Origin of the sequence: Selenomonas sp. GACV-9, assembly GCA_900116485.1 — a bacterium.
GTDB classification, from domain to species: Bacteria; Bacillota; Negativicutes; order Selenomonadales; family Selenomonadaceae; genus Selenomonas_A; species Selenomonas_A ruminantium_G.
The window spans coordinates 414,122-433,263 of the sequence record FPAX01000001.1 but is presented as its reverse complement, the minus strand read 5'-3'; the positions used below and the strand labels follow the sequence as shown (position 1 = coordinate 433,263).

The window sequence follows — 19,142 nt, the reverse complement described above, 5'->3', positions numbered from 1 at the left end:
GGTGCCGATGAAGGTTTTAGCAGTAGACGATGAACAGAGCATACGGGAGCTGCTGGCGTTCCAGCTGCAAAAGCATGGCTATGAAGCATTGATGGCGGAGGATGGCCAGGAGGCGTTGGCAAAGGCGGAGGGCATGGATCTCATCCTGCTGGATCTGATGCTGCCGGGGCTTGACGGGCTGGAAGTGTGCAGGCGGCTGAAGGCTGATAAAAGGACGGCCAGGATTCCCATCATCATGCTGACGGCAAAGGCCGAGGAAATCGACAAGGTCTTGGGGCTGGAATTAGGGGCGGATGACTATGTGGTCAAGCCCTTTTCCGTCCGCGAGCTGATGGCGCGCGTGAAAGCGGTCTTGCGCCGCTCCAGTCAGGAGGGGCCGCAGGAGGAGACCTTGCAGATCGACTGCCTGCGGCTGGATTTTTCCTCCTATCAGGCCTGGCTGGCGGGGGAAGAACTCGTCTTGACGCCCAAGGAGTTTGAATTGCTGAAACTTCTGGTGACGAGCCCCGGCAGGGCCTTTTCCCGGGATGAGCTGCTGGAGCGGATCTGGGGCTATGAATACTATGGTGACACCCGCACCGTCGATGTCCATATCCGCCATCTGCGGGCGAAGCTGGGGGAAAGGCCGGGCCTTTCCGAGCGGATCGAGACAGTCCGTGGCGTAGGCTACCGCTTCGCGCGGTGTTGATGACTCTTAACAAGAATATAACAAAAGCGCAACATTTCACGGTTGCGCTTTTGTTATGCTTGGGGTAACCGAAAAAACAGAGGAGGCCCCAAGATGAAAATGAGGACAAGCAATCTGAATCTCTATTATGGCGAGCAGCAGGCTCTGTATGATGTGTCCCTGGAGATTCCCCAAAACTGTGTCGTGGCCTTGATCGGCCCATCGGGATGCGGCAAGTCGACCTTCCTGCGGACGCTGAACCGCATGAATGATCTGATCGGCGGCGTTCGTATCGATGGCAGGATCGAGCTTGATGCCGTCAATATCTATGCGGAGGATACGGATCTCGTCACCCTGCGCAAACGCGTGGGCATGGTGTTCCAGCGGCCCAATCCGTTCCCGCTGTCCATTTACGAGAATGTCATCTATGGCTGCCGTGTCCATGGGCTGAAGGATAAGAAGCGGCTGGATGAGATCGTGGAGCGCAGCCTGCGGCGGGCAGCCCTCTGGGATGAGGTGAAGGACCGCCTGCAGGCGCCGGCTATGGGGATGTCCGGCGGCCAGCAGCAGCGTCTCTGCATTGCACGCGTACTGGCCGTCGAACCGGAGGTGCTGCTGATGGATGAGCCCTGCTCGGCGCTCGATCCCATCTCGACCATGAAGATCGAAGAACTGGTCCAGGAACTCAAGCAGTCCTATACCATCGTGATGGTCACCCACAATATGCAGCAGGCGGCACGCGTTTCGGACTATACGGCATTTTTCCTGAACGGGAAGCTCATCGAGCATGATGTGACGGATACGATCTTTACCAATCCGCAGGACAGGAAGACGGAAGATTATATCACCGGGAGGTTTGGCTGATATGGAACAGACGCGGAAGGAATACATCCATGAGCTGGATATCATACAGGAAAAAGTGGCGGTGATGGGCGATAAGGCCTGCACAGAGGTGCAGCTGGCCATGGAAGCCCTGCTGGCGGGAGATGCGGAGCTGGCCTGTGAAGTGATGCAGGCAGACGATGTCCTGGATGATATGATCGTCGATATCGAGGACAGCTGCATCCTGCTGATTGCCAAGCAGCAGCCCATTGCCCACGATCTGCGTGTCATTGTGGCGGGCTTCAAGATAGCGACAGATATCGAGCGCATCGGCGACCATGCCTACGATATCGCCAAGACCGTCCAGAACGTCACGGTGCCGCTGGACAGTGAGCGGATGAAATGGGTGCAGCTGCTGGGAGCCTGCGCGGTGGAAATGGTGGCCAAGGCGATGCGGGCCTACCGGGAGCATGATGTCTGTCTGGCTGATGAGGTCCGCAGGCTGGACAAGAAGATGGACGAGGTCTTCGCGCGTGCGTTTTATGCGTTGTCCGAGTTCGTGACGACGGAGGCGGCGCGGCAGAAGCGCATCACGCAGCTGCTGTTCATCGCCCGGTTCCTCGAGCGGATCGGCGACCATGCCGTGAACATCGCCGAATGGGTCATCTACCGGGAAACGGCAGCGCGCATCCAGCAAAAGAAACCGGCTTGCCCGGCAAGCCGGGGCCAGGTCAAGCCTGGGGATTGAACGGCGGGAAATGCAGGGTGAAGGTCGTGCCCTGGCCCAAGGTGCTTTCGGCTTGGATGGAGCCATGGAAGAGCTCCGTCAGGTAATGGACCAGCGAAAGGCCGATGCCGTTGCCGCCGGTGCTGCGGGCCCGGGCCTTGTCGATACGGTAGAAGCGGTCAAAGATCCGCGGCAGATGCTCGGGGGCAATGCCGATGCCATTATCGGTGATGCGGATGGTCAGCCCTTGGGGTGTGGCCTCAAGGCCGATGCTGATCCTGCCGCCGGCCGGTGTATATTTGTTGGCGTTTTCAAGCAGATTGCGGAGAATCTGGCGGAATAACTCAGGGATGGCAGCAACCTGCAGCTCCTTCAAGGAGTCATCTTCAGCAGACGGGAACAGGACCGTCTGCTTTTTTTCTTGGAAGGAGGGGGCCAGCTGGGAGAGGACGGCGCAGATGGCCTCCTGTACGGGAACAGGCGTCAGGCAGAGATCCTGGCGCTGGCTGAGGGTTTCGAGCCGGGCCAGCTGCAGGAGGTCCTGGATCAGGCGGTTCATGCGCTGGGCCTGGTCATAGATGACCTGGGCAAAATGCTGCGTCAGCTCCGGCTGGCGGCAGTCATCCTCCAAAAGGGTTTCGGCAAAGCCGGAAATCGATGTCAGCGGTGTACTGAGCTCATGGGCGGCATTGCTGATGAACTCCGCCTGGCGTTCGTTGATTTCCTGCAGCAGGGAGATATCGTGGAAGACCGCCAGGATCTCGGAGGCATCCCTGCCGGGGAAGGGCGTCAGGAAAATCGTGAAGGTATGGCTGGCGTTTGCCGCCTGCTGGCCAGATCTGTGCACATAGGTGATGGTCTCGGGCTGCTGCCTGCGGCTTACACGCTGGGCGGTCTCGGAAAGTCCGGCACTGCCCAGCAGGTGGATGCTATGGCACTTCAGCGGCTGGCTTCCAAGGCCGAACAGTTCCTGTGCTTTGCGGTTGGTGTCGGTGATATGGCCCTGCTGGTCGATGAGCATGACCGCATTGTCCATCTGCTCCAGCACCAAGCTGAGTTTCTCGGCTTCAGCCCGTGCCCCGGCAATCCTGCGGCCGAGGTTTTCGGTCAGCAGGTTGATGGTCTGGATCAGCTGCCCGAATTCGTCCTCCGAATGCCAAGTGATGCGATGGCCGTAGTTGCCATGGGCAATGATGGCGGCATCGTGGCTTAGGCGCCTGAGCGGAGCAACCTGCCGTTTGGCCAGCCAGATGGCCAGGAGGAGGGCGATGGCAATAGACAGGAAGATGGCGGCGATCAAGGCCTGCTCCAGTGTCCGATAGGAGGCTTCGGCAGCCGCCAGGGAGTTCGAGGTGCGGATGATTCCCATGAGCCTGCCCTCGGCATATACGGGGATGGCTACATACATGCGGTTCTCGCCCAGCGTAGCACTATAACGGATAGCGGTGCCGTATTCGTGGGCGAAAGCCTGCTGGACCTCTGGGCGCTGGAAATGGTTGTCGAGGGTTGCGGCTGGTTCCGAGGTATCCGCGAGCACCGTGCCGTCCACGCGCAGGATTGTGATGCGCAGGCCTGTGTTGTTGCTGAGCTGCTGCAAGAGCGGGGGGAACTTATGGGAGTCCTGGAAATCCTGTGCCGCAAGCATCTGCTCGATGATCTGGGCATTGAGCACGAGGGCGTCCTGTTCTTTTTTCATGGTATAGGCGTGGAAATAATGGAGCAGATATAGGCCTGTGATCGTCAGCGCCGTAAGGGCCGCTAAGAGGAGTGATGCCAGGCATCTGCGGGTGATGCGGGAGTGGAACATCAGAAGTCAGCCTCCTTTTTCTGAGTTATGTCCATTCTAGCATAAAGGCTGGGGCCATATCATGTTTTTACAAAGAATTAACAAAGACACAACAATCAGAGAGGGAGAGCCTGCTAGGATAAAGGAGAACGAAGGATATGCCTTCGGGAATCGTATCAGTTGGAGGGAGAAAAAATGTTCAGCAGAATGAAACAGATGATTTCGCTAGGAATGGTGGCTATGAGCATGGCAGTCCTGCTTGCAGGCTGTGGCGGCACCCAGTCTGAGGGGGACAAGGCGGGAACAACGGCAGAGCTTGCCGGCAAGGTCACCGTTTCGGGGTCGACGGCGCTGCTGCCGCTCCTCAAGCCCGCACAGGAAGCCTTTCAGGAGAAGCACAAGCAGGTGACGGTCAATGTCGCTGGCGGCGGCTCGTTCACAGGAATGAATCAGGCCGCCGAGGGAGCGGTACAGATTGGCACCTCCGATGTGGATCTGCCTGCTGCCTATAAGGACAAGGGGCTGGTGGATCATAAGGTCGTAGTGGAACCCTTTGTCTTTATCACCGATAAAGAGAATAAGGTAGACAATCTCACCAGGCAGCAGGCCATCGGTATCTTGACGGGCCAGATCACCAATTGGAAGGAGGTCGGCGGCGAGGACCGGCCCATCACGCTGATCCATCGGGCCAAATCCTCTGGCTCCCGGGCGGCCATCAGCGAAGTGGTACTGGCGGGGCAGTCCTTTACGGATAACGCGATCATCCAGGACTCCAATGGGGCGGTACGGACAGCTGTCAGCAATACGCCGGGGGCTGTCGGCTATGTGGATGCGCCTTATGCCGATGATAGCGTGAAGGTCTTGCAGTTTGACGGCGTGGAATACTCGCCGCAGAATATCATCGAGGGGAGATATCCCATCTATGGCTATGGCCATATGTATACGAAGGGCGAGCCCGAGGGTCCGGTCAAGGCGTTCATCGACTATATCCTCAGCGATGACTTCCAGAACACGCAGGTGGAAAAACTGGGATTCATCCCTATCAATAAATTAAAAGCGCGAGGGGCGGGAGGAATTTATGGAACAGGCAGCAGCCAGTCAGATGGCGGCAAAGAAAAACGATAAGGGGCATCGGCGCAGACTGTTTTACGATACGTGCGGGCGCTGGTTCTTTGGCGCAGCTGCCTGCGTGATGTCCATCGTGATCTTTGCGATCATCTTTTTGGTGGGCAAGCAGGGACTGCAGACGTTTGCCGAGGTCAGCCCGCTGGAATTCTTCTTCTCCGGGCAGTGGGACCCGCTGTCCGGGAAGTACGGAGCACTGTTTTTCATCCTCGGCTCCTTCTTGTCGACGGCGTTGGCCATCCTTATCGGAGCGCCGCTGGGGCTCATGGGGGCGATCTTCCTGGCCAAGGTGGCACCGACGTGGCTCCAGCATATCATGCGGCCGGCGATAGATCTCTATACAGCCATCCCTTCGGTGGTCTATGGCTATGCTGGTCTGGTGGTGCTGGTGCCATGGCTGCGCGAAACCTTTGGGCAGGCGACGGGCTTTGGTTTGCTCGCAGCTTCGTTGGTATTGGCTGTCATGATCCTGCCGACGATATTATCCATCAGCACCGATGCGCTGCAGGCGGTGGATCCATCGCTGGAGGAAGCGAGTCTGGCCCTCGGGGCGACTTGGTGGCAGACTGTGCAGCATATTGTCCTGCCCGCCGCGGCACCAGGCATCCTGACCGCCGTGGTGCTGGCTATGGCCAGGGCCATCGGCGAAACCATGGCGGTGCAGATGCTGATCGGCAACACACCCCAGCTGGCGGTGTCGCTGTTTTCACCGACGGCGACCCTTACCAGCAACATCGTGGTAGAGATGGGCAATACGCTCTTCGGTTCGGTCTGGGGCAATGCGCTGTTCTTGATGGCGTTTGTCCTGCTGCTGCTTTCGCTGGCGATGATTCTTCTGGTACGGCGGTTTGGACAAAGGAGATTTGCCTGATGGATACAAGAATGCAGAATCAAGCGGCCGTGGTGGTCTTATGGCTTGCGGGCCTGTCCATCCTTGGCTTGTTGGCCGTGTTCCTTGGCTATATCCTCTATCGGGGCCTGCCGGTCTTATCGCTGGACTTTGTGCTCGGCAAATCCAGCGACATCCTGGCTGGCGGTGGCGTGGGGGCGCAGCTTTTCAACTCGTTCTACATGCTGGCACTTTCCCTGGGGCTTTCAATCCCTGTGGCGTTAGGGGCTGGCATCTATCTGGCTGAGTATGCCAAAGAAACGAAGCTGACGAAGTGCATCCGCCTGTCCGTAGAAAGCCTGGCTACGGTGCCCTCGATTGTCCTGGGCTTGTTTGGCATGATACTGTTTGTCAACGTGCTGGGGCTGGGGTTCAGCATCCTGGGCGGCGTCTTGACGCTGGTCTTGCTGAACCTGCCGCTGCTGGTCCGGGTCACGGAGGAGGCCATCCGTACGGTACCCAAATCCTACCGGGAGGCGAGTCTGGCGCTCGGAGCGACAAAGCTCCAGACCATCACGCGGGTGATCCTGCCGAAGGCGCTGCCGGGCATCCTCACGGGCATCACCCTCACGGCCGGCCGGGCTTTGGGCGAGACGGCCATCCTGATTTTCACCGCTGGCACCACGGTATCGCGCCATAGGTTTGATTTCGATGTCATGGCGGGGGGAGAAACACTGGCGGTGCATCTATGGTATCTCATGAGCACAGGCCTGGTCCCCGATCGGGATATCATTGCCGACGGAATCGGTGCCCTGCTGCTATTGATCATACTGGCGTTCAATATGGTGCTGCTGCTGTCCGTCAGATTTTGGCAGCGGCGGGCAGGCTGATGGCTGGCCGCTTTCGCGCCGGACTTATACTTCGCCATCTTCCATGATGCCCAGCTTCCGCTTCCAGTAGCGCGAATAAATGGCGCCGAGGGGATTGTGGGCCAGCAGCCGGTCTTTTACGACCAGCGTGGTGACGGGCCCCGGACAGCTGCTGTTGAAAATCGTATCGTGTCCCACGCAGAGGCCGCAGGAGATGAAAAGTTCCGTGCCTTTTTCGGCTAGGATACTGGCCTGGAACTTTGGATTGCACATGGCTTCGTGCGCCAGTTCGGGCTTGACCTGTTTGAGGTCAAGCTCTTTTTTATTGAAGCTGCAATTCTTGCAGCAGACGCTGAAGAATTCAAAGCCCTGCTGCTGGTAGTAGCGGGCGATATAGCGGGCTTCGGCATTGAGCCCGATGCAAAAGGCCATGCCTAGTTTCTTATAGCCCATGGCCTTGGCGAATTCGGCGGTTTCCTGCAGGCGCGTGATGTTGCTGTAAAAGGTGCCTTCGACATACGCCGCAGCTTTCATAATGCGGCGTTCTTCCTCGCTGTAGGCGGCAAGGATTGTTTCACGGTCAATGCCCGTGCAGTTGACCCCCTTGGTGTAGCAGGCATGTGATGGACAGTTGGCACAATCGGCTTTCATAATAAAATCCCTCCTGAAGTTAGTAAAAAGGTGTCCGGCCAATTGCCGGGCACCTTCATTATACTATATGGATGCTTTTATTTGGTACGTTTTACGTTGTCGCCATAGATGGTTTTGAATTCCTCATGCATCGAGATGGTATGCCAGCCATTCTTGACCGCGGTGGCCTTGAGCTTGCTGGCTTTTTCCAGATTGCCGAGTTCGCGTTCTGTATCGTCGCAAAGAACGAAGAAGGCCATGCTGGGGTAGCGGTTGTTCTGGAGCGTGTACTCGAGCATGCCGACATCGCCCGAAGAATTGCCAAAGGAAAGCACAGGCTGCTGGCCAATTTCGACGATATTGCTGAAGGCCTTGCTGGTCTTGCCATTCTCGCCGAGGAACTTATCGGTGCGGACAATCTTGTCTTTCGCCTTGTCGAAGGTATGCTTGTCCGGCGTCTCGCCAGGTTTCATCGCAGTAGTGGTGTAGGCGACATTGGAACCGATCATATGCCAATAGGGGATGTGCAGGACATCTTCGGCCAGGCAGCGCAGGATTTCCCGCTCGCAGGCGGAATTCAGGAAGACCGTGAAGCCGTTGGATTCCAGATAGGAAACGACCTCTACCATCGGCAGGTAGTAAGCCTCGCCGCGCTTGAGGTTCGAAAGGCCGACTTCGTTGGTGTCCATGAATTTCTTGACGTAAGCCTTGTACTCGTCCGGGGTCATGCCCATATAGGCCTTATGGGTGTATTTGGAGATCTGGGCATTGAGCTCAGCGGGAATCGGCTTCTTGTTCATGATATAGGGCTTTGCCTTTTCCGCTACGGCCTTCATTTCCGGGGAAGCCTGATAGTCCTTGTCTTCCAGGGCACGGTGCAGGAACATCATCTCCTGGAAATAATAGGGGGCTGTCTCGCAGTACAGCGTGCCATCGAGATCGAAGGTAGCGATGCGGGCTTCGGGCGGAATGTAGTTCTTGCTGGCCGGATTCACAGCATTCTCCACGAACTGTGTCAGTGCGGCGATGGTGGGAGAATTGTCATTCCAATACTTGAAGTCGGCGGCCTTCTGCACATGGATCGCTGCTACCTCGGCACGGCTGGCGGCATCCACGGCGGGAGCCGTGCTCCAGGCAGGAGCAGTCATAAGGGAAAGCGCCAGCAGCACTCTGCCGGCCAGTTTCTTGGCGTTGATCTTTTTCATAATTACATTCCATCCCTTCGTGATACGTTTACAAGGATATTCTAACGGACAGAACCAGATGAAACAATCCTGAATCCTGCAAAAATGTAGAGAAAAATGAACCAAGGGAGATTCTGTGATAAAATAGAACGCAAGGGAAACGATGATGCGGATGCGGCCGTTATCCGCTCCCATCTGAGCAGGAAGTATTGGTACACCCTATGCCTGGATGGCAGCATACCGATGGCGGAGCTGACCCGGCGGATCGATGCGAGTTTCGTCCTGTCCCAGCCGAAGAAGCGGCGCTGAGCTGGGACAAGATGTGGAGGAAGAAAGAGGAAGCGGAGGTATCGCCGGGCAGGAAGATAGAAGCAGATGCGCTTGCTTTCGAAACATTGTTTCGTAGGATTTGAAAGATGGTGGATTTCTTTGCAACAACGGCCCGAAACGCCCAAAGCCCTTGCGCAAGCCCCGGAGAAACGCATACAATAGGGACAGAAACGTTTGAGGGGGATGTTTATGGGGATGACAGAATCGGTACGATGGGAAGGGCAGAAGGAATCCTTCATGAGCCGGCGGATCGCCGCAATCATCGGCGCGCATGTGGCCATGGGCTTTTCGGTGGTGCTCATGCGGTTCAGCCTGTGCGGGAATGATCCGTTTTCCTGTATGAACCTGGGCTATGCCAGTGTATCTGGTCTCAGCTATGGGGCCTGTGTGATTATCTTCAATCTGCTGCTCATCCTGCCAGTGCTCTGGCTCGACCGCAGCTATATCCGCGTGGGGACCCTGGTCAATATGTTCCTGCTGGGGATCATCGCAGACTTCTGGTATGCGCTGCTGGCACCGTTGGCCGTGTTCAGCGAACCATCGCTGCTGCTGCGGGGACTGCTGCTGATGAGCGGCGTGCTGCTGACTTGCCTGGCCTGTTCCTTCTACATGAGCTCGCGGCTGGGTATGGGGCCTTATGATGCCATCGGCTGGATCCTGGCAGCGCGCACCAACGGCAGGATGTCCTTCCGCACGGTCCGTGTGCTCATCGATATCTGCGCCGTTACCATCGGCTTTGCCTGCGGCAGCATCGTCGGCCTCGGCACGCTGGTGCTCGCCTGCGGGACAGGTCCGCTTATCGAGTTCTTCAATAAGAAAATCAGCCAGCCATTACTCTATGGAAGGAAAATATAGGGCAATCGAGCTTGCAGGTTGCGGCGTACACATCTGCGTCTAGCGCATGCGCTTACGGCCCAGTCCTGTTGCGCAGGACCGTCGCGCCAGACAGAAAGAAGCACGACCCCGTTCGCCCCTGCGAGGCATAGAAGCAACTTGGCATGAATCGCTGCTTCTGCAACAAGTATATCGATGTATGCGAAAGCCTTCCCCTTGGGGAAGGCTTTGATTTTGATTCACATATGTTGACAAGTCAAGTTCGCTTTATTTTGACAAGTCAAATTTCTGCTTGCAATTGAGAAATGTTTTCGTTATAATGATTACATAAATGAGAATACATATCATTTACAAGAGGTGATGATGGTTGGCAAAAGACGATTTTGAACAGGTTCTTGGCATGCATGCAGCGCCGGTGCTGCTGGGAATCAAGACGGCGAATCTCTTGTCGTTCCGCAAAAGCTGCTTTGAGGATTTTGATGCCTTGCTGGCATCGTATACCACCTGCTTCCGTTGCAAGGGCATATCGGTGTTCCGGGTGTCGGAGGGCGAGGAGTATGTCTTGCTGCTCTTTTACCGGCCGGGCGTATTGTCACAGGAGCTGCGCCAGCCGGAAGCGATGAAGCTGCTGGAAGCATACGGCTACCGGCGTGAGGATACGCTGGCCGAATTGCTGGAGCACCTGCGGCTGCGCATGCGGCTGCGCAAGACTTTTCCGCATGAGATCGGCTTGTTCCTGGGCTATCCGCCGGAGGATGTAGCTGGTTTCATCGAGCATAAGGGACGTGATTACGCCTTCAGCGGCTATTGGAAAGTATATGCCAATGAGGAGCGTACGCGTGCTTTGTTCGACCGCTATACGGACTGCTCGCAGCACTTCTGCAGCGAGCTGGAGCGGGGCCGCCGCTTTGAGGAACTGGTGCGTGCGGTCTGAGGCCGCAGGCAAATGGACAAGAAAGAGGGAATTGTTACATGGCAAAGATGGCAATCATTTATTGGACGGGTACGGGAAACACGCAGGCAATGGCGGAGGCTATTGCCGAAGGGGCTGCACAGGCAGGCAGCGAGGCGAAGCTGTTCGAAGTGGAGCAGTTCGATATCAACGAGGTCGGCAGCTACGATGGTCTGCTGCTGGGCTGCCCGGCAATGGGGGATGAGGTGCTGGAGGAAGGCTGCTTCGAGCCCTTCTTCACGGAGCTGGAGCCCTTGCTGAAGGACAAGCCGGTGGCGCTGTTTGGCTCGTACGGCTGGGGCGGCGGTGCCTGGATGCAGGATTGGGCCGAGCGGACGCGCAAGGATGGTGCCAAGCTGTTCGATGATGGCCTGGCCATCGAGAATGCACCGGATGCCGACGGCATCGCAGCCTGCCAGCAGCTCGGCAAGGATTTCTCGGCGCAGTTCTGAGGGAAGAAGCTAAGGGAATCTTGTGAATAAGGAATGTGGGAAGCAGCCCGTAACGGTTTGGTTACGGGCTGCTTATTTTTGTTGACAGAGACCGCCGGGATGTCTATGCTAATAGAGGTTAGAAGATGTTTCTGCCGATTGACTCTAGGGAAAGGGATTGCTTATCATGTTGAATCGATTGTCATCCTTCAAGATAATCAGCTTGAGCTTCCTGCTGCTGATTGTTTTGGGGACGGGCTTGCTGATGCTGCCGGCTGCTACCAATGACGGCCAGGGGGCACCGCTGCTGACAGCCCTGTTCACCACCGTATCGGCTTCGTGCGTTACGGGGCTCACCGTGGAGAACACGGCCCTCTATTGGTCGCATTGGGGACAGGCGGTTATCCTGGTGCTGATCCAGATCGGCGGCCTGGGCGTCGTGACGATGGCTGTGGCCCTCACCATGGCTTCGGGGCGGCGGATAGATCTGCGTCAGCGCAGTACGATACAGGAGGCGTGGGGCTGCTCCCAGCTCGGCGGCATCGTCCGTATCCTGCGGTTTGTCCTGCGGCTGACCGTGGGTCTGGAGCTGGCAGGCGCCGCGGTGCTGGCGCCGGTTTTCTGCCGCGATTATGGGCTCGGGGAGGGGCTCTGGATGGCCTTCTTCCATTCAATCTCGGCTTTCTGCAACGCCGGCTTCGACCTCATGGGCGAGCGCGGCGGCGGCTCCTTGATGGCCTATGCGGGCGATCCCGTCGTCAATCTGGTCATCATCGGCCTCATCATCTCTGGCGGGCTGGGCTTCATCACCTGGGCGGACCTTTTTGACAAGGGCTGGCGCTGGAAGCATTATCATGTGCAGACGAAAATCATACTCTGCATGACGGTGCTGCTCATCCTGCTGCCTGCGGCCCTGCTTTTTTTTCGCGATCTGGCGGCAGAGCCTCTGTCCCAGCGGGTCCTGATGGCGCTGTTCCAGGCCGTGACCCCGCGGACGGCCGGCTTCAATACGATGGATATCGAGTCGCTGACGGAGGCCGGGCGCATCGTCCTGGTGGGCTTGATGCTCACAGGCGGTGCGCCGGGGTCGACGGCTGGCGGCGTCAAGGTCACGACGGCCTTTGTCCTCATGGCTTCGGCTGTGGCATCGCTGCGCATGAAGACGGATATCGCCTGCTTCAAGCGGCGCATCGCCCCCCAGAGCCTGCAGCAGGCAGTGACGATTTTCCTGCTGTATTTGGGCTTGTTTGCGGGCAGCACCTTTCTGATCAGTGAGATCGATGCGATCCCGGTCATCGACTGCATGGTCGAGACTTCCTCGGCACTGGGGACCGTGGGGCTTTCCATCGGGCTCACGGAGCATTTGAGCGTCGCGTCGCAGCTCATATTGATCGGGCTGATGTATTTTGGCCGTGTGGGGGCGCTGACGATGATCTATGCGCTGAACAACCAATACCGTCCGAACCGGGGACGGCTGCCAGAAGAGAAGATTACGGTAGGCTAGGAGAGTAGAGAATATGAAGAAAACGGTACTATTGATCGGACTGGGCCGCTATGGCCGCCATGTGGCCGAGAAGCTGCATGAACTGCATCACGAGATCATGGCAGTGGACAAGAGCGAGGCACGGGTGAACATGGTGCTGCCCTATGTGACGAATGCCCTGGTGGCAGACAGTACGGATGAGGAGTTCCTGCGGTCTCTGGGCATCCGCAACTTCGACTTGTGCATCGTGGCCATCGGCGATGATTTCCAGAGCTCGCTGGAGACGACTTCGCTGCTGAAAGACATGGGGGCGAAATATGTGGTGGCGCGCGCCTCGCGCGGCATCCACGAGAAGTTCCTGCTGCGCAACGGCGCCGACGAGGCGGTTTATCCGGAAAAGCAATTGGCGAGCTGGACGGCCATCCGCTATGGCTATGACCATCTGCTCGACTACTTTGAGCTCAGCGACCGCTATGCGGTCTACGAGCTGCCGATGCCGGCGGACTGGTGCAACCATACGATCGGGGAGCTCAAGATCCGTCAGAATTACCATGTGAACGTGCTGGGCATCAAGCAGCAGGGGGCGCTCAACGTCGAGATAACCCCCCAGACCCGGCTGGTGGCGGAGGATACCATCCTGGTGATCGGCCGTCATGAGGACATGCACAAGTATTTCCAGATTTAAGCATCCCTTGCCTTGGCAGCAGCATTTGCCGTATAATAGGGAGCTGTATGCAGTTATTTCGAGACAAAGGATGATGGAATCTATGGAACAGATTACAGGGCAGCCTAAAGCGCGGGCGATTGCGCTGCTGCCGATATTGGTGTTTCTGGCGCTTTATCTCGGCGCGGGGATCTGGTATGAGTATATCGAGCCGGTGGAAGGGCAGATGGGCTTCTACGTGATGTCGGTCGTCGTGGCCTTTGGCCTGGCCCTTATCGTGGCGTTTGTCCAGAACAGGCGGCGGCTCTTTATCGAGAACATCCAGCTTTGTGCCAAGAGTATCGGCGATACGAATATCACGATCATGCTGTTCATCTTCTTGATGGCCGGCGCCTTCAGCGGGATCGCCAAGGCTGCTGGCGGTGTGGAGAGCACGGCGCACCTGCTGCTGAACTTCGTACCGGGGAACTTTGCCGTGCCGGGCTTGTTCCTCATTGCCTGCCTGATCTCGATGTCGATGGGCACCAGCGTCGGCACGATTACGGTGCTGGTGCCGATTGCCGCTTCGGTGGCGCAGAATGCCGGGCTGAGCCTGCCGCTGACGGTCGGCTCGGTGGTCGGCGGCGCGATGTTTGGCGATAATCTCTCGTTCATTTCGGACACGACGATCGCGGCGACGCGGACCCAGGGCACGCGCATGCAGGACAAGTTCTATGCGAATCTCAAGCTGGCCCTGCCGGCGGCGGTGGTTACGCTCATGGTGCTCTTTGTGCTGGCCTTGTCGGGGGCACCTGCGGACCTGGGGCAGTTTGATTATTCGCTGCTGCTGGCCTTGCCGTATTTCCTCGTTCTCCTCATGGCGCTTACGGGCCGCAATGTTTTCTTGGTGTTGGGCACAGGGATCACCTTGTTCTTCGTCCTGGGCATCGCCACGGGGACGACGTCGCTGTCGAAGGCCTTCTCGGCTATGGGCACCGGTACCAATGGCATGTTCGAGACGATGATCGTCACGATACTGGCGGCCTCTATCAGCGCGATCATGCGGGATGGCGGCGGCTTCGAGGCACTCTTGGCCTTCATCCGCAAGCACTTCAAGGGGCAGCGCGGCGGGCGGCTGGGCATCGGCCTGCTCACCGTCCTGATGGATGTGGCTACGGCGAATAACACGGTGGCGATTGTCGTCGCCGGCCCGATTGCCAAGAACATCAGCGAGGAGTATGGCATCGAGGCGCGGGACAGTGCTTCCTTGCTCGATACCTGCTCCTGCATCGCCCAGGGCATCATTCCCTATGGGGCGCAGCTGCTGATTGCGTCAGCCATTGCCGGCATCACCAGCCTCAGCATCATACCGTATCTGTTGTATCCCTTCTTCCTGGCGGTCGCCGTTCTGGCGTGGATTGCCATGGGCACCAAGCGCGCATGAAGAAAGGAGCTGTGAAGAACGTGGCGAATCGATCCGCCGCTTCTTCACAGCTCCTTTTTCGTTTTTCTGTCTGCCTCTGCCGTGCCTGTCAGAAGCGATGCTGGAAGCCCAGGGAGAAACCTACGGCATTGTAGCCTGGATTGTGACTGCTGAAGCCGTTTGACATATGGGCAAACAGATAGCCCAGGCTGATGGCCATGTCATCGGTGCAGCGGTAGGTCAGGCGGGGGCCGATGCGCCAGAGGAAGTCGAAGGCGCGGCCGCCGGCAGGATGGGCCTTGCCATAGATCCGCAGGGAGCCTGATGCGTCAAGGTCGGCATAGAGCTTGCCCGAGAGGTGTTTTTCCCAGCGAAGCAGGACGGAAGGGCCGATGCCGAAGGCGTCGCTGTTTCTATGCACGTCTGGCTGGCTGTCGTCAATCATATAGCCGCTGGCGCCAGTGATGGTCACGCCGCCATAAATGGAGAGGGCATGGATGCTCTTCCATTTCTTATAGATATGCAGGTTGTAGTTGTCGATATAGCGCCGATTGAAATAGCGGTGCTGCAGATAATCAAACTGCACTTCAATCTCGTTCTTGGGCTGGCTGGCTGCCTTTGGGGGGCGGGAATCCGGAGCTGGCGCTTCTGCTGTGCTGGCTGCTGCCGGGGACGCCTTGGGCGTGTCCTGGGGGCGCGCCGTGTTTTCCGGCAGCTGCGCGGCCGGTATGGCAGGGCTGGCCTTGTCCGTGAGCTGGTATTCTCTGCTGGCTGCAGGTGCTGATGCTGCTGGTACTGCTGCTGCGTCAACGGCTGCTGCCTGTGCGGCACCGGTTCCCCAAGAGGCCGCCAGGAGCGCGCCGGCGAGAATAATCCCTGTTCGCATGTTCTGTCACATTCCTTTCGTCAAGCGTTATAGCATTCCTTCTGGACGAGCTCGCGGTAGCCCTGGAGCAGGCTCTGGGTGATCTTGCCCGGGGTGCCATTGCCGATGGTGTGTCCGTCGATGTTGACGACTGGTGTGACTTCGAGGCTGGTGCTGGTGACGAAGGCTTCCTCCGCACTTAGGGCAAATTCCGGCGTGAAGGCTTTTTCGACGACGGTATAGCCGAGCTGCGGGATGACTTCCTCCAGCAGGATGGAACGCGTGATGCCCTTGAGGATGAGATTGTCAGCGGGATGCGTCCAGATCAAGCCGTCCTTGACGATGAAGAAGTTGCTGCTTGAGCCCTCCGTGACCAGATCCGTATCCTTGCGGAACTGGATGGCGCCCTGCAGGCCCTTGTCATGTGCCGCCTGTTTGGCTAATACATTGCCCAAAAGGTTCAGGCTCTTGATATCACAGCGCAGCCAGCGCAGGTCCTCAAAAAATGTGCACGCGATGCCCTTTTCCTGCCACTGGCGGTTGGGGGCGGCCTTGCGGATGGTCATCGAGAGATTCGGGACGACCTGGTCGGGGAAGTAGTGGGTGCGCTTGGCCGTGGCGCGGGTAATCTGGAAGTAGATGACGCCGTCCTGGATGCCGCTTTTCTTGATGAGGTCATAGTGGATAGCGGTGAGCTCCTCATCCATGTAGGTGATGGGGATGCGCAGCTCGCGCAGGGAACGGCGGCAGCGGGCCAGATGGCGGTCCAGGGCAAAGCATTTGCCGTTGTAGACCAGCGTGGCCTCGTAGATGCCGTCACCGAATTGGTAGCCGCGGTCCTCCAGCTGTACTTTTGCCGTGTCAAGGGCGACGAACTCGCCGTTAAAGAAACCATATTCCATAAGAGATGCCTCCTGTTTGATATTTATAGCTCTATTATATCGGATTTGGGGACATATGACATGATTTTTTCGAAAGAATTTTCGCGGAATACTTGGTTTTTCAGTCTTCTATTGGTATAATGGGGGAAAATGATTTGTGTTGACACATTGTTCTATGGTTTACACAATGAGTCGTAGTCTTTGGAATGAAAAGGAGAAATGTGTAAATGAAACTTGTAGTGACAGTCGTTGGTAAAGACCGTGTCGGTATCATTGCGATGGTCAGCCAGATTCTTGCCGAGAACAATGTCAATATCCTGTCGATCAACCAGAATATCATGGATGGGTTCTTCAATATGATCCTGATTGCCGAGATCAGCGGCAGCAAGATCAAGCTCACGGACCTGCAGAAGACGCTCAAGGAGCGCGGGCAGGAAATCAATGTGGACATCAAGGCCCAGCATGAGGATATCTTCAACATCATGCACAATATTTGACAAGTCAGATTTGGCCGGTCAAAATGACATGTCAAGCTGACTTGTCAACGGATGGAATCGATTAGGAGGATTTTAGACACGTGATAACGATAGATGATATTTTAGAAACAAATGCCATGATTACGGAGAACAAGCTCGACGTGCGTACGATTACGATGGGCATCTCGCTCCGTGACTGCGCGCATCCGAATATCAACCAGTTCTGTGAGAACGTCTATGACAAGATTACGAAATCGGCAGAGTTCCTCGTGAAGACTGGTGAGGATATCGAGGCGGAGTATGGCATTCCTATCATTCATAAGCGCATTTCGGTAACGCCGATTTCCATTGCTGCTGATGCCTGCAAAACGGACTCGTATGTGCCGGTGGCTGAGGCTATGGACCGGGCGGCCAAGGCTGTCGGCGTCAACTTCATCGGCGGTTTCTCGGCACTGGTCGAGAAGGGCTTTACCCATGGCGACCGCGTGCTCATCAATTCGATTCCGCAGGCGCTGGCCTCGACGGATCTCGTCTGCTCGTCGGTCAACCTCGGCTCGACGAAGACGGGCATCAATATGGACTGCGTGCGCGAGATGGGTGAGGTCATCAAGCGTACGGCTGAGCTTACCCGTGATACACAGGCCTTGGGCTGTGCTAAGCTCGTTGTGTTCTGCAACGCGCCGGGAGACAATCCCTTCATGGCGGGTGCCTTCCACGGCGTCAGCGAGGCGGACAAGGTCGTGAGCGTCGGCGTCAGCGGCCCGGGCGTTGTCAAGCATGCGCTGGAAAACCTCAAGGGTGCTGACTTCACGGAAGTGGCTGAGACCATCAAGAAGACGGCGTTCAAGATCACGCGTGTCGGCCAGCTCGTTGCCCGTGAGGCATCGAAACGCCTCGGTGTGCCCTTTGGCATCATCGACCTGTCGCTGGCACCGACGCCGGCAGTCGGCGACAGCGTGGCGCGCATCATCGAGGAGATGGGCATCGAGAGTTGCGGCGCACCGGGCACGACGGCAGCACTGGCACTCCTCAATGACGCAGTCAAGAAGGGCGGCCTCATGGCCTCCTCGCATGTCGGCGGTCTCTCGGGTGCCTTCATCCCGGTCAGCGAAGACGAGGGCATGATTGCAGCCATCAAGTCGGGTAGCCTCTCCATTGAGAAGCTTGAGGCTATGACCTGTGTCTGCTCGGTTGGCCTCGATATGATTGCCATCGAGGGCGACTGCTCGGCAGCTACGATCTCGGGCATTATCGCCGATGAGGCAGCTATCGGCATGATCAACAACAAGACGACGGCTGTTCGCGTTATCCCAGTTCCGGGGGCGAAGGTCGGCGATATGGTCGAGTATGGTGGCTTGCTTGGCTACTGCCCCATCGTGCCGGTCCGCAACCAGTACAGCTCGGAGGCGTTCATCGCGCGTGGCGGCCGCATCCCGGCGCCAATCCGCAGCTTGACGAACTAAGCGGGCAATCTAAGGTAGTATCATATAAGCCTTCCTCTACTGGGGAAGGCTTATCCGTATTTTGAAGGGGAAAGCGATGCGAGTAACCAAGAAAATCAAAGAAGAGCAGCTGGCTATTCTCGAGCAGATGTATCGAGGGGCCAAGCCAGAGCTTATCTTCGGCAATGCCTTTGAGCTCTTGATTGCCGTCATCCTGTCGGCGCAGTGTACGGATAAGCGTGTCAATGTGACGACAGCGCGGCTGTTCAAGAAAGCAGCGACGCCAGAGGCAATCTTAGGACTCGGACTTGCCCAGCTTGAGGAGGAGATTCGCGACTGCGGACTTTTCCGCAACAAGGCCAAGAACATCATGGCGGCCTGCCAGATGCTCTGTGAGCAGTATGGGGGCGAGGTGCCGGCAGACTTTGCAGCGCTCCAGTCACTGCCTGGCGTCGGGCGCAAGACAGCTAATGTCGTCATGAGTGTGGCCTTCCATCAGCCGGCGATTGCAGTGGATACCCATGTGTTCCGCATTGCTAATCGCTTGAAGCTGGCGACGGGCAAGACGCCACTGGAGGTTGAAAACGGCCTCAAGAAGGCCGTCCCGATGGAGAAATGGTCCGATGCCCATCACTGGCTGATCTGGCATGGGCGCAAGATCTGCAAGGCGCGCAAGCCGCTCTGCGCCGAATGCCCGCTGGCTCCTGTCTGTCCGAGTGCTGAGGTGGCACAATGAATAAAGA

General features: G+C 57.3%; 21 protein-coding genes. 16 read left to right on the top strand and 5 right to left on the bottom strand.

The genetic code is table 11. The features are described from left to right. The first annotated feature begins 7 nt into the window (after positions 1 to 7). The 3 genes from BM322_RS01955 (at position 8) to phoU (ending at position 2,237) form a co-directional block, all read left to right on the top strand. Positions 8 to 688 carry a winged helix-turn-helix domain-containing protein gene (locus BM322_RS01955; protein ID WP_075428213.1) on the top strand — a complete coding sequence of 227 codons (681 nt, stop codon included), beginning with the start codon at positions 8 to 10 and terminating at the stop codon, positions 686 to 688. 93 nt (positions 689 to 781) lie between these two features. Continuing rightward, positions 782 to 1,531, top strand: a complete 750-nt coding sequence (gene pstB, locus BM322_RS01950) for a phosphate ABC transporter ATP-binding protein PstB (protein ID WP_075428212.1) — start codon at positions 782 to 784, stop codon at positions 1,529 to 1,531. Position 1,532: 1 nt separating this feature from the next. Further along, positions 1,533 to 2,237 carry a phosphate signaling complex protein PhoU gene (phoU, locus tag BM322_RS01945; RefSeq protein WP_075428211.1) on the top strand — a complete coding sequence of 235 codons (705 nt, stop codon included), beginning with the start codon at positions 1,533 to 1,535 and terminating at the stop codon, positions 2,235 to 2,237. On the opposite strand, the gene BM322_RS01940 is transcribed toward phoU, so the two are convergent. Further along, positions 2,221 to 4,023 carry an ATP-binding protein gene (locus tag BM322_RS01940; protein ID WP_075428210.1) on the bottom strand — a complete coding sequence of 601 codons (1,803 nt, stop codon included), beginning with the start codon at positions 4,021 to 4,023 and terminating at the stop codon, positions 2,221 to 2,223. The genes phoU and BM322_RS01940 overlap by 17 nt on opposite strands. A 174-nt stretch (positions 4,024 to 4,197) precedes the next feature. Here BM322_RS01940 and BM322_RS01935 point away from each other — a divergent pair, with 174 nt between their 5' ends. Genes BM322_RS01935 through pstA form a run of 3 tightly spaced genes read left to right on the top strand, consistent with a single transcriptional unit; the run spans position 4,198 to position 6,846 of the window. After that, positions 4,198 to 5,127 carry a phosphate ABC transporter substrate-binding protein gene (locus BM322_RS01935; protein WP_082334291.1) on the top strand — a complete coding sequence of 310 codons (930 nt, stop codon included), beginning with the start codon at positions 4,198 to 4,200 and terminating at the stop codon, positions 5,125 to 5,127. After that, the gene (pstC, locus tag BM322_RS01930) at positions 5,081 to 5,998 is read left to right on the top strand and encodes a phosphate ABC transporter permease subunit PstC (protein ID WP_075428209.1); all 918 of its coding nucleotides are present in this window, start codon (positions 5,081 to 5,083) and stop codon (positions 5,996 to 5,998) included. Before BM322_RS01935 ends, pstC begins: the two co-directional genes overlap by 47 nt. Next, complete coding sequence (pstA, locus tag BM322_RS01925) at positions 5,998 to 6,846, top strand: phosphate ABC transporter permease PstA (RefSeq protein WP_075428208.1); 849 nt, start codon at positions 5,998 to 6,000, stop codon at positions 6,844 to 6,846. The genes pstC and pstA overlap by 1 nt, the downstream gene beginning before the upstream one ends. A 24-nt stretch (positions 6,847 to 6,870) precedes the next feature. Here the strand turns inward: pstA and BM322_RS01920 are convergent, their stop codons facing one another. Then, entirely contained in the window at positions 6,871 to 7,476 is a 606-nt protein-coding gene (locus tag BM322_RS01920; protein ID WP_075428207.1) for a DUF1847 domain-containing protein, read from the bottom strand. A 77-nt stretch (positions 7,477 to 7,553) separates the two neighbouring features. After that, positions 7,554 to 8,660 carry an HAD family hydrolase gene (locus BM322_RS01915; protein WP_075428206.1) on the bottom strand — a complete coding sequence of 369 codons (1,107 nt, stop codon included), beginning with the start codon at positions 8,658 to 8,660 and terminating at the stop codon, positions 7,554 to 7,556. Between the two features lie 96 nt (positions 8,661 to 8,756). On the opposite strand from BM322_RS01915, the gene BM322_RS13385 reads away from it, so the two are divergent. From BM322_RS13385 to BM322_RS01880, 7 genes are all read left to right on the top strand, one after another. Next, complete coding sequence (locus BM322_RS13385; protein ID WP_177220796.1) at positions 8,757 to 8,948, top strand: hypothetical protein; 192 nt, start codon at positions 8,757 to 8,759, stop codon at positions 8,946 to 8,948. Between the two features lie 210 nt (positions 8,949 to 9,158). Beyond that, positions 9,159 to 9,824, top strand: coding sequence for a YitT family protein (locus BM322_RS01905; RefSeq protein ID WP_143102156.1), 666 nt, complete (start codon positions 9,159 to 9,161; stop codon positions 9,822 to 9,824). 379 nt (positions 9,825 to 10,203) lie between these two features. Continuing rightward, the gene (locus BM322_RS01900) at positions 10,204 to 10,737 is read left to right on the top strand and encodes a DUF3793 family protein (protein ID WP_075428454.1); all 534 of its coding nucleotides are present in this window, start codon (positions 10,204 to 10,206) and stop codon (positions 10,735 to 10,737) included. A 38-nt stretch (positions 10,738 to 10,775) separates the two neighbouring features. Beyond that, positions 10,776 to 11,207 (top strand): flavodoxin, encoded by a 432-nt coding sequence (locus BM322_RS01895; RefSeq protein WP_075428203.1) that lies wholly within the window; start codon positions 10,776 to 10,778, stop codon positions 11,205 to 11,207. A gap of 166 nt (positions 11,208 to 11,373) precedes the next feature. Next, positions 11,374 to 12,690, top strand: coding sequence for a TrkH family potassium uptake protein (locus BM322_RS01890; RefSeq protein ID WP_075428202.1), 1,317 nt, complete (start codon positions 11,374 to 11,376; stop codon positions 12,688 to 12,690). Positions 12,691 to 12,703: 13 nt separating this feature from the next. After that, the gene (locus BM322_RS01885; protein WP_075428201.1) at positions 12,704 to 13,354 is read left to right on the top strand and encodes a TrkA family potassium uptake protein; all 651 of its coding nucleotides are present in this window, start codon (positions 12,704 to 12,706) and stop codon (positions 13,352 to 13,354) included. Between the two features lie 82 nt (positions 13,355 to 13,436). Further along, a complete protein-coding gene (locus BM322_RS01880; protein WP_075428200.1) occupies positions 13,437 to 14,756 on the top strand; it encodes a Na+/H+ antiporter NhaC family protein in 1,320 nt (439 codons plus the stop codon). A gap of 88 nt (positions 14,757 to 14,844) precedes the next feature. Here the strand turns inward: BM322_RS01880 and BM322_RS01875 are convergent, their stop codons facing one another. Together BM322_RS01875 and dat are read right to left on the bottom strand one after the other, a co-directional pair. Next, on the bottom strand, positions 14,845 to 15,621 hold the full coding sequence (locus BM322_RS01875; RefSeq protein ID WP_082334290.1) for an acyloxyacyl hydrolase: 777 nt from the start codon (positions 15,619 to 15,621) through the stop codon (positions 14,845 to 14,847). A gap of 20 nt (positions 15,622 to 15,641) precedes the next feature. Next, positions 15,642 to 16,502, bottom strand: coding sequence for a D-amino-acid transaminase (dat, locus tag BM322_RS01870; protein ID WP_075428199.1), 861 nt, complete (start codon positions 16,500 to 16,502; stop codon positions 15,642 to 15,644). A gap of 206 nt (positions 16,503 to 16,708) precedes the next feature. Between dat and BM322_RS01865 the strand changes: the two genes are divergently transcribed. The 3 genes from BM322_RS01865 (at position 16,709) to nth (ending at position 19,135) form a co-directional block, all read left to right on the top strand. Further along, a complete protein-coding gene (locus BM322_RS01865; RefSeq protein WP_075428198.1) occupies positions 16,709 to 16,978 on the top strand; it encodes an ACT domain-containing protein in 270 nt (89 codons plus the stop codon). 80 nt (positions 16,979 to 17,058) lie between these two features. Then, the gene (locus BM322_RS01860) at positions 17,059 to 18,420 is read left to right on the top strand and encodes a PFL family protein (protein WP_075428197.1); all 1,362 of its coding nucleotides are present in this window, start codon (positions 17,059 to 17,061) and stop codon (positions 18,418 to 18,420) included. 76 nt (positions 18,421 to 18,496) lie between these two features. Continuing rightward, positions 18,497 to 19,135, top strand: a complete 639-nt coding sequence (gene nth / locus BM322_RS01855; protein WP_075428196.1) for an endonuclease III — start codon at positions 18,497 to 18,499, stop codon at positions 19,133 to 19,135. Positions 19,136 to 19,142: the final 7 nt, after the last annotated feature.

Excerpts from the sequence above, each read along its gene's own strand:
- BM322_RS01935 (WP_082334291.1), top strand. The coding sequence starts at position 4,198 with ATGTTCAGCAGAATGAAACAGATGATTTCGCTAGGAATGGTGGCTATG.
- BM322_RS01875 (WP_082334290.1), bottom strand. The coding sequence starts at position 15,621 with ATGCGAACAGGGATTATTCTCGCCGGCGCGCTCCTGGCGGCCTCTTGG.
- BM322_RS01880 (WP_075428200.1), top strand. The coding sequence starts at position 13,437 with ATGGAACAGATTACAGGGCAGCCTAAAGCGCGGGCGATTGCGCTGCTG.
- BM322_RS01895 (WP_075428203.1), top strand. The coding sequence starts at position 10,776 with ATGGCAAAGATGGCAATCATTTATTGGACGGGTACGGGAAACACGCAG.
- BM322_RS01955 (WP_075428213.1), top strand. The coding sequence starts at position 8 with ATGAAGGTTTTAGCAGTAGACGATGAACAGAGCATACGGGAGCTGCTG.
- BM322_RS13385 (WP_177220796.1), top strand. The coding sequence starts at position 8,757 with ATGAACCAAGGGAGATTCTGTGATAAAATAGAACGCAAGGGAAACGAT.
- BM322_RS01890 (WP_075428202.1), top strand. The coding sequence starts at position 11,374 with ATGTTGAATCGATTGTCATCCTTCAAGATAATCAGCTTGAGCTTCCTG.
- BM322_RS01865 (WP_075428198.1), top strand. The coding sequence starts at position 16,709 with ATGAAACTTGTAGTGACAGTCGTTGGTAAAGACCGTGTCGGTATCATT.
- BM322_RS01920 (WP_075428207.1), bottom strand. The coding sequence starts at position 7,476 with ATGAAAGCCGATTGTGCCAACTGTCCATCACATGCCTGCTACACCAAG.
- pstA (WP_075428208.1), top strand. The coding sequence starts at position 5,998 with ATGGATACAAGAATGCAGAATCAAGCGGCCGTGGTGGTCTTATGGCTT.
- BM322_RS01915 (WP_075428206.1), bottom strand. The coding sequence starts at position 8,660 with ATGAAAAAGATCAACGCCAAGAAACTGGCCGGCAGAGTGCTGCTGGCG.
- BM322_RS01905 (WP_143102156.1), top strand. The coding sequence starts at position 9,159 with ATGGGGATGACAGAATCGGTACGATGGGAAGGGCAGAAGGAATCCTTC.
- phoU (WP_075428211.1), top strand. The coding sequence starts at position 1,533 with ATGGAACAGACGCGGAAGGAATACATCCATGAGCTGGATATCATACAG.
- nth (WP_075428196.1), top strand. The coding sequence starts at position 18,497 with ATGCGAGTAACCAAGAAAATCAAAGAAGAGCAGCTGGCTATTCTCGAG.
- dat (WP_075428199.1), bottom strand. The coding sequence starts at position 16,502 with ATGGAATATGGTTTCTTTAACGGCGAGTTCGTCGCCCTTGACACGGCA.
- BM322_RS01900 (WP_075428454.1), top strand. The coding sequence starts at position 10,204 with ATGCATGCAGCGCCGGTGCTGCTGGGAATCAAGACGGCGAATCTCTTG.
- BM322_RS01940 (WP_075428210.1), bottom strand. The coding sequence starts at position 4,023 with ATGTTCCACTCCCGCATCACCCGCAGATGCCTGGCATCACTCCTCTTA.
- pstB (WP_075428212.1), top strand. The coding sequence starts at position 782 with ATGAAAATGAGGACAAGCAATCTGAATCTCTATTATGGCGAGCAGCAG.
- pstC (WP_075428209.1), top strand. The coding sequence starts at position 5,081 with ATGGAACAGGCAGCAGCCAGTCAGATGGCGGCAAAGAAAAACGATAAG.
- BM322_RS01885 (WP_075428201.1), top strand. The coding sequence starts at position 12,704 with ATGAAGAAAACGGTACTATTGATCGGACTGGGCCGCTATGGCCGCCAT.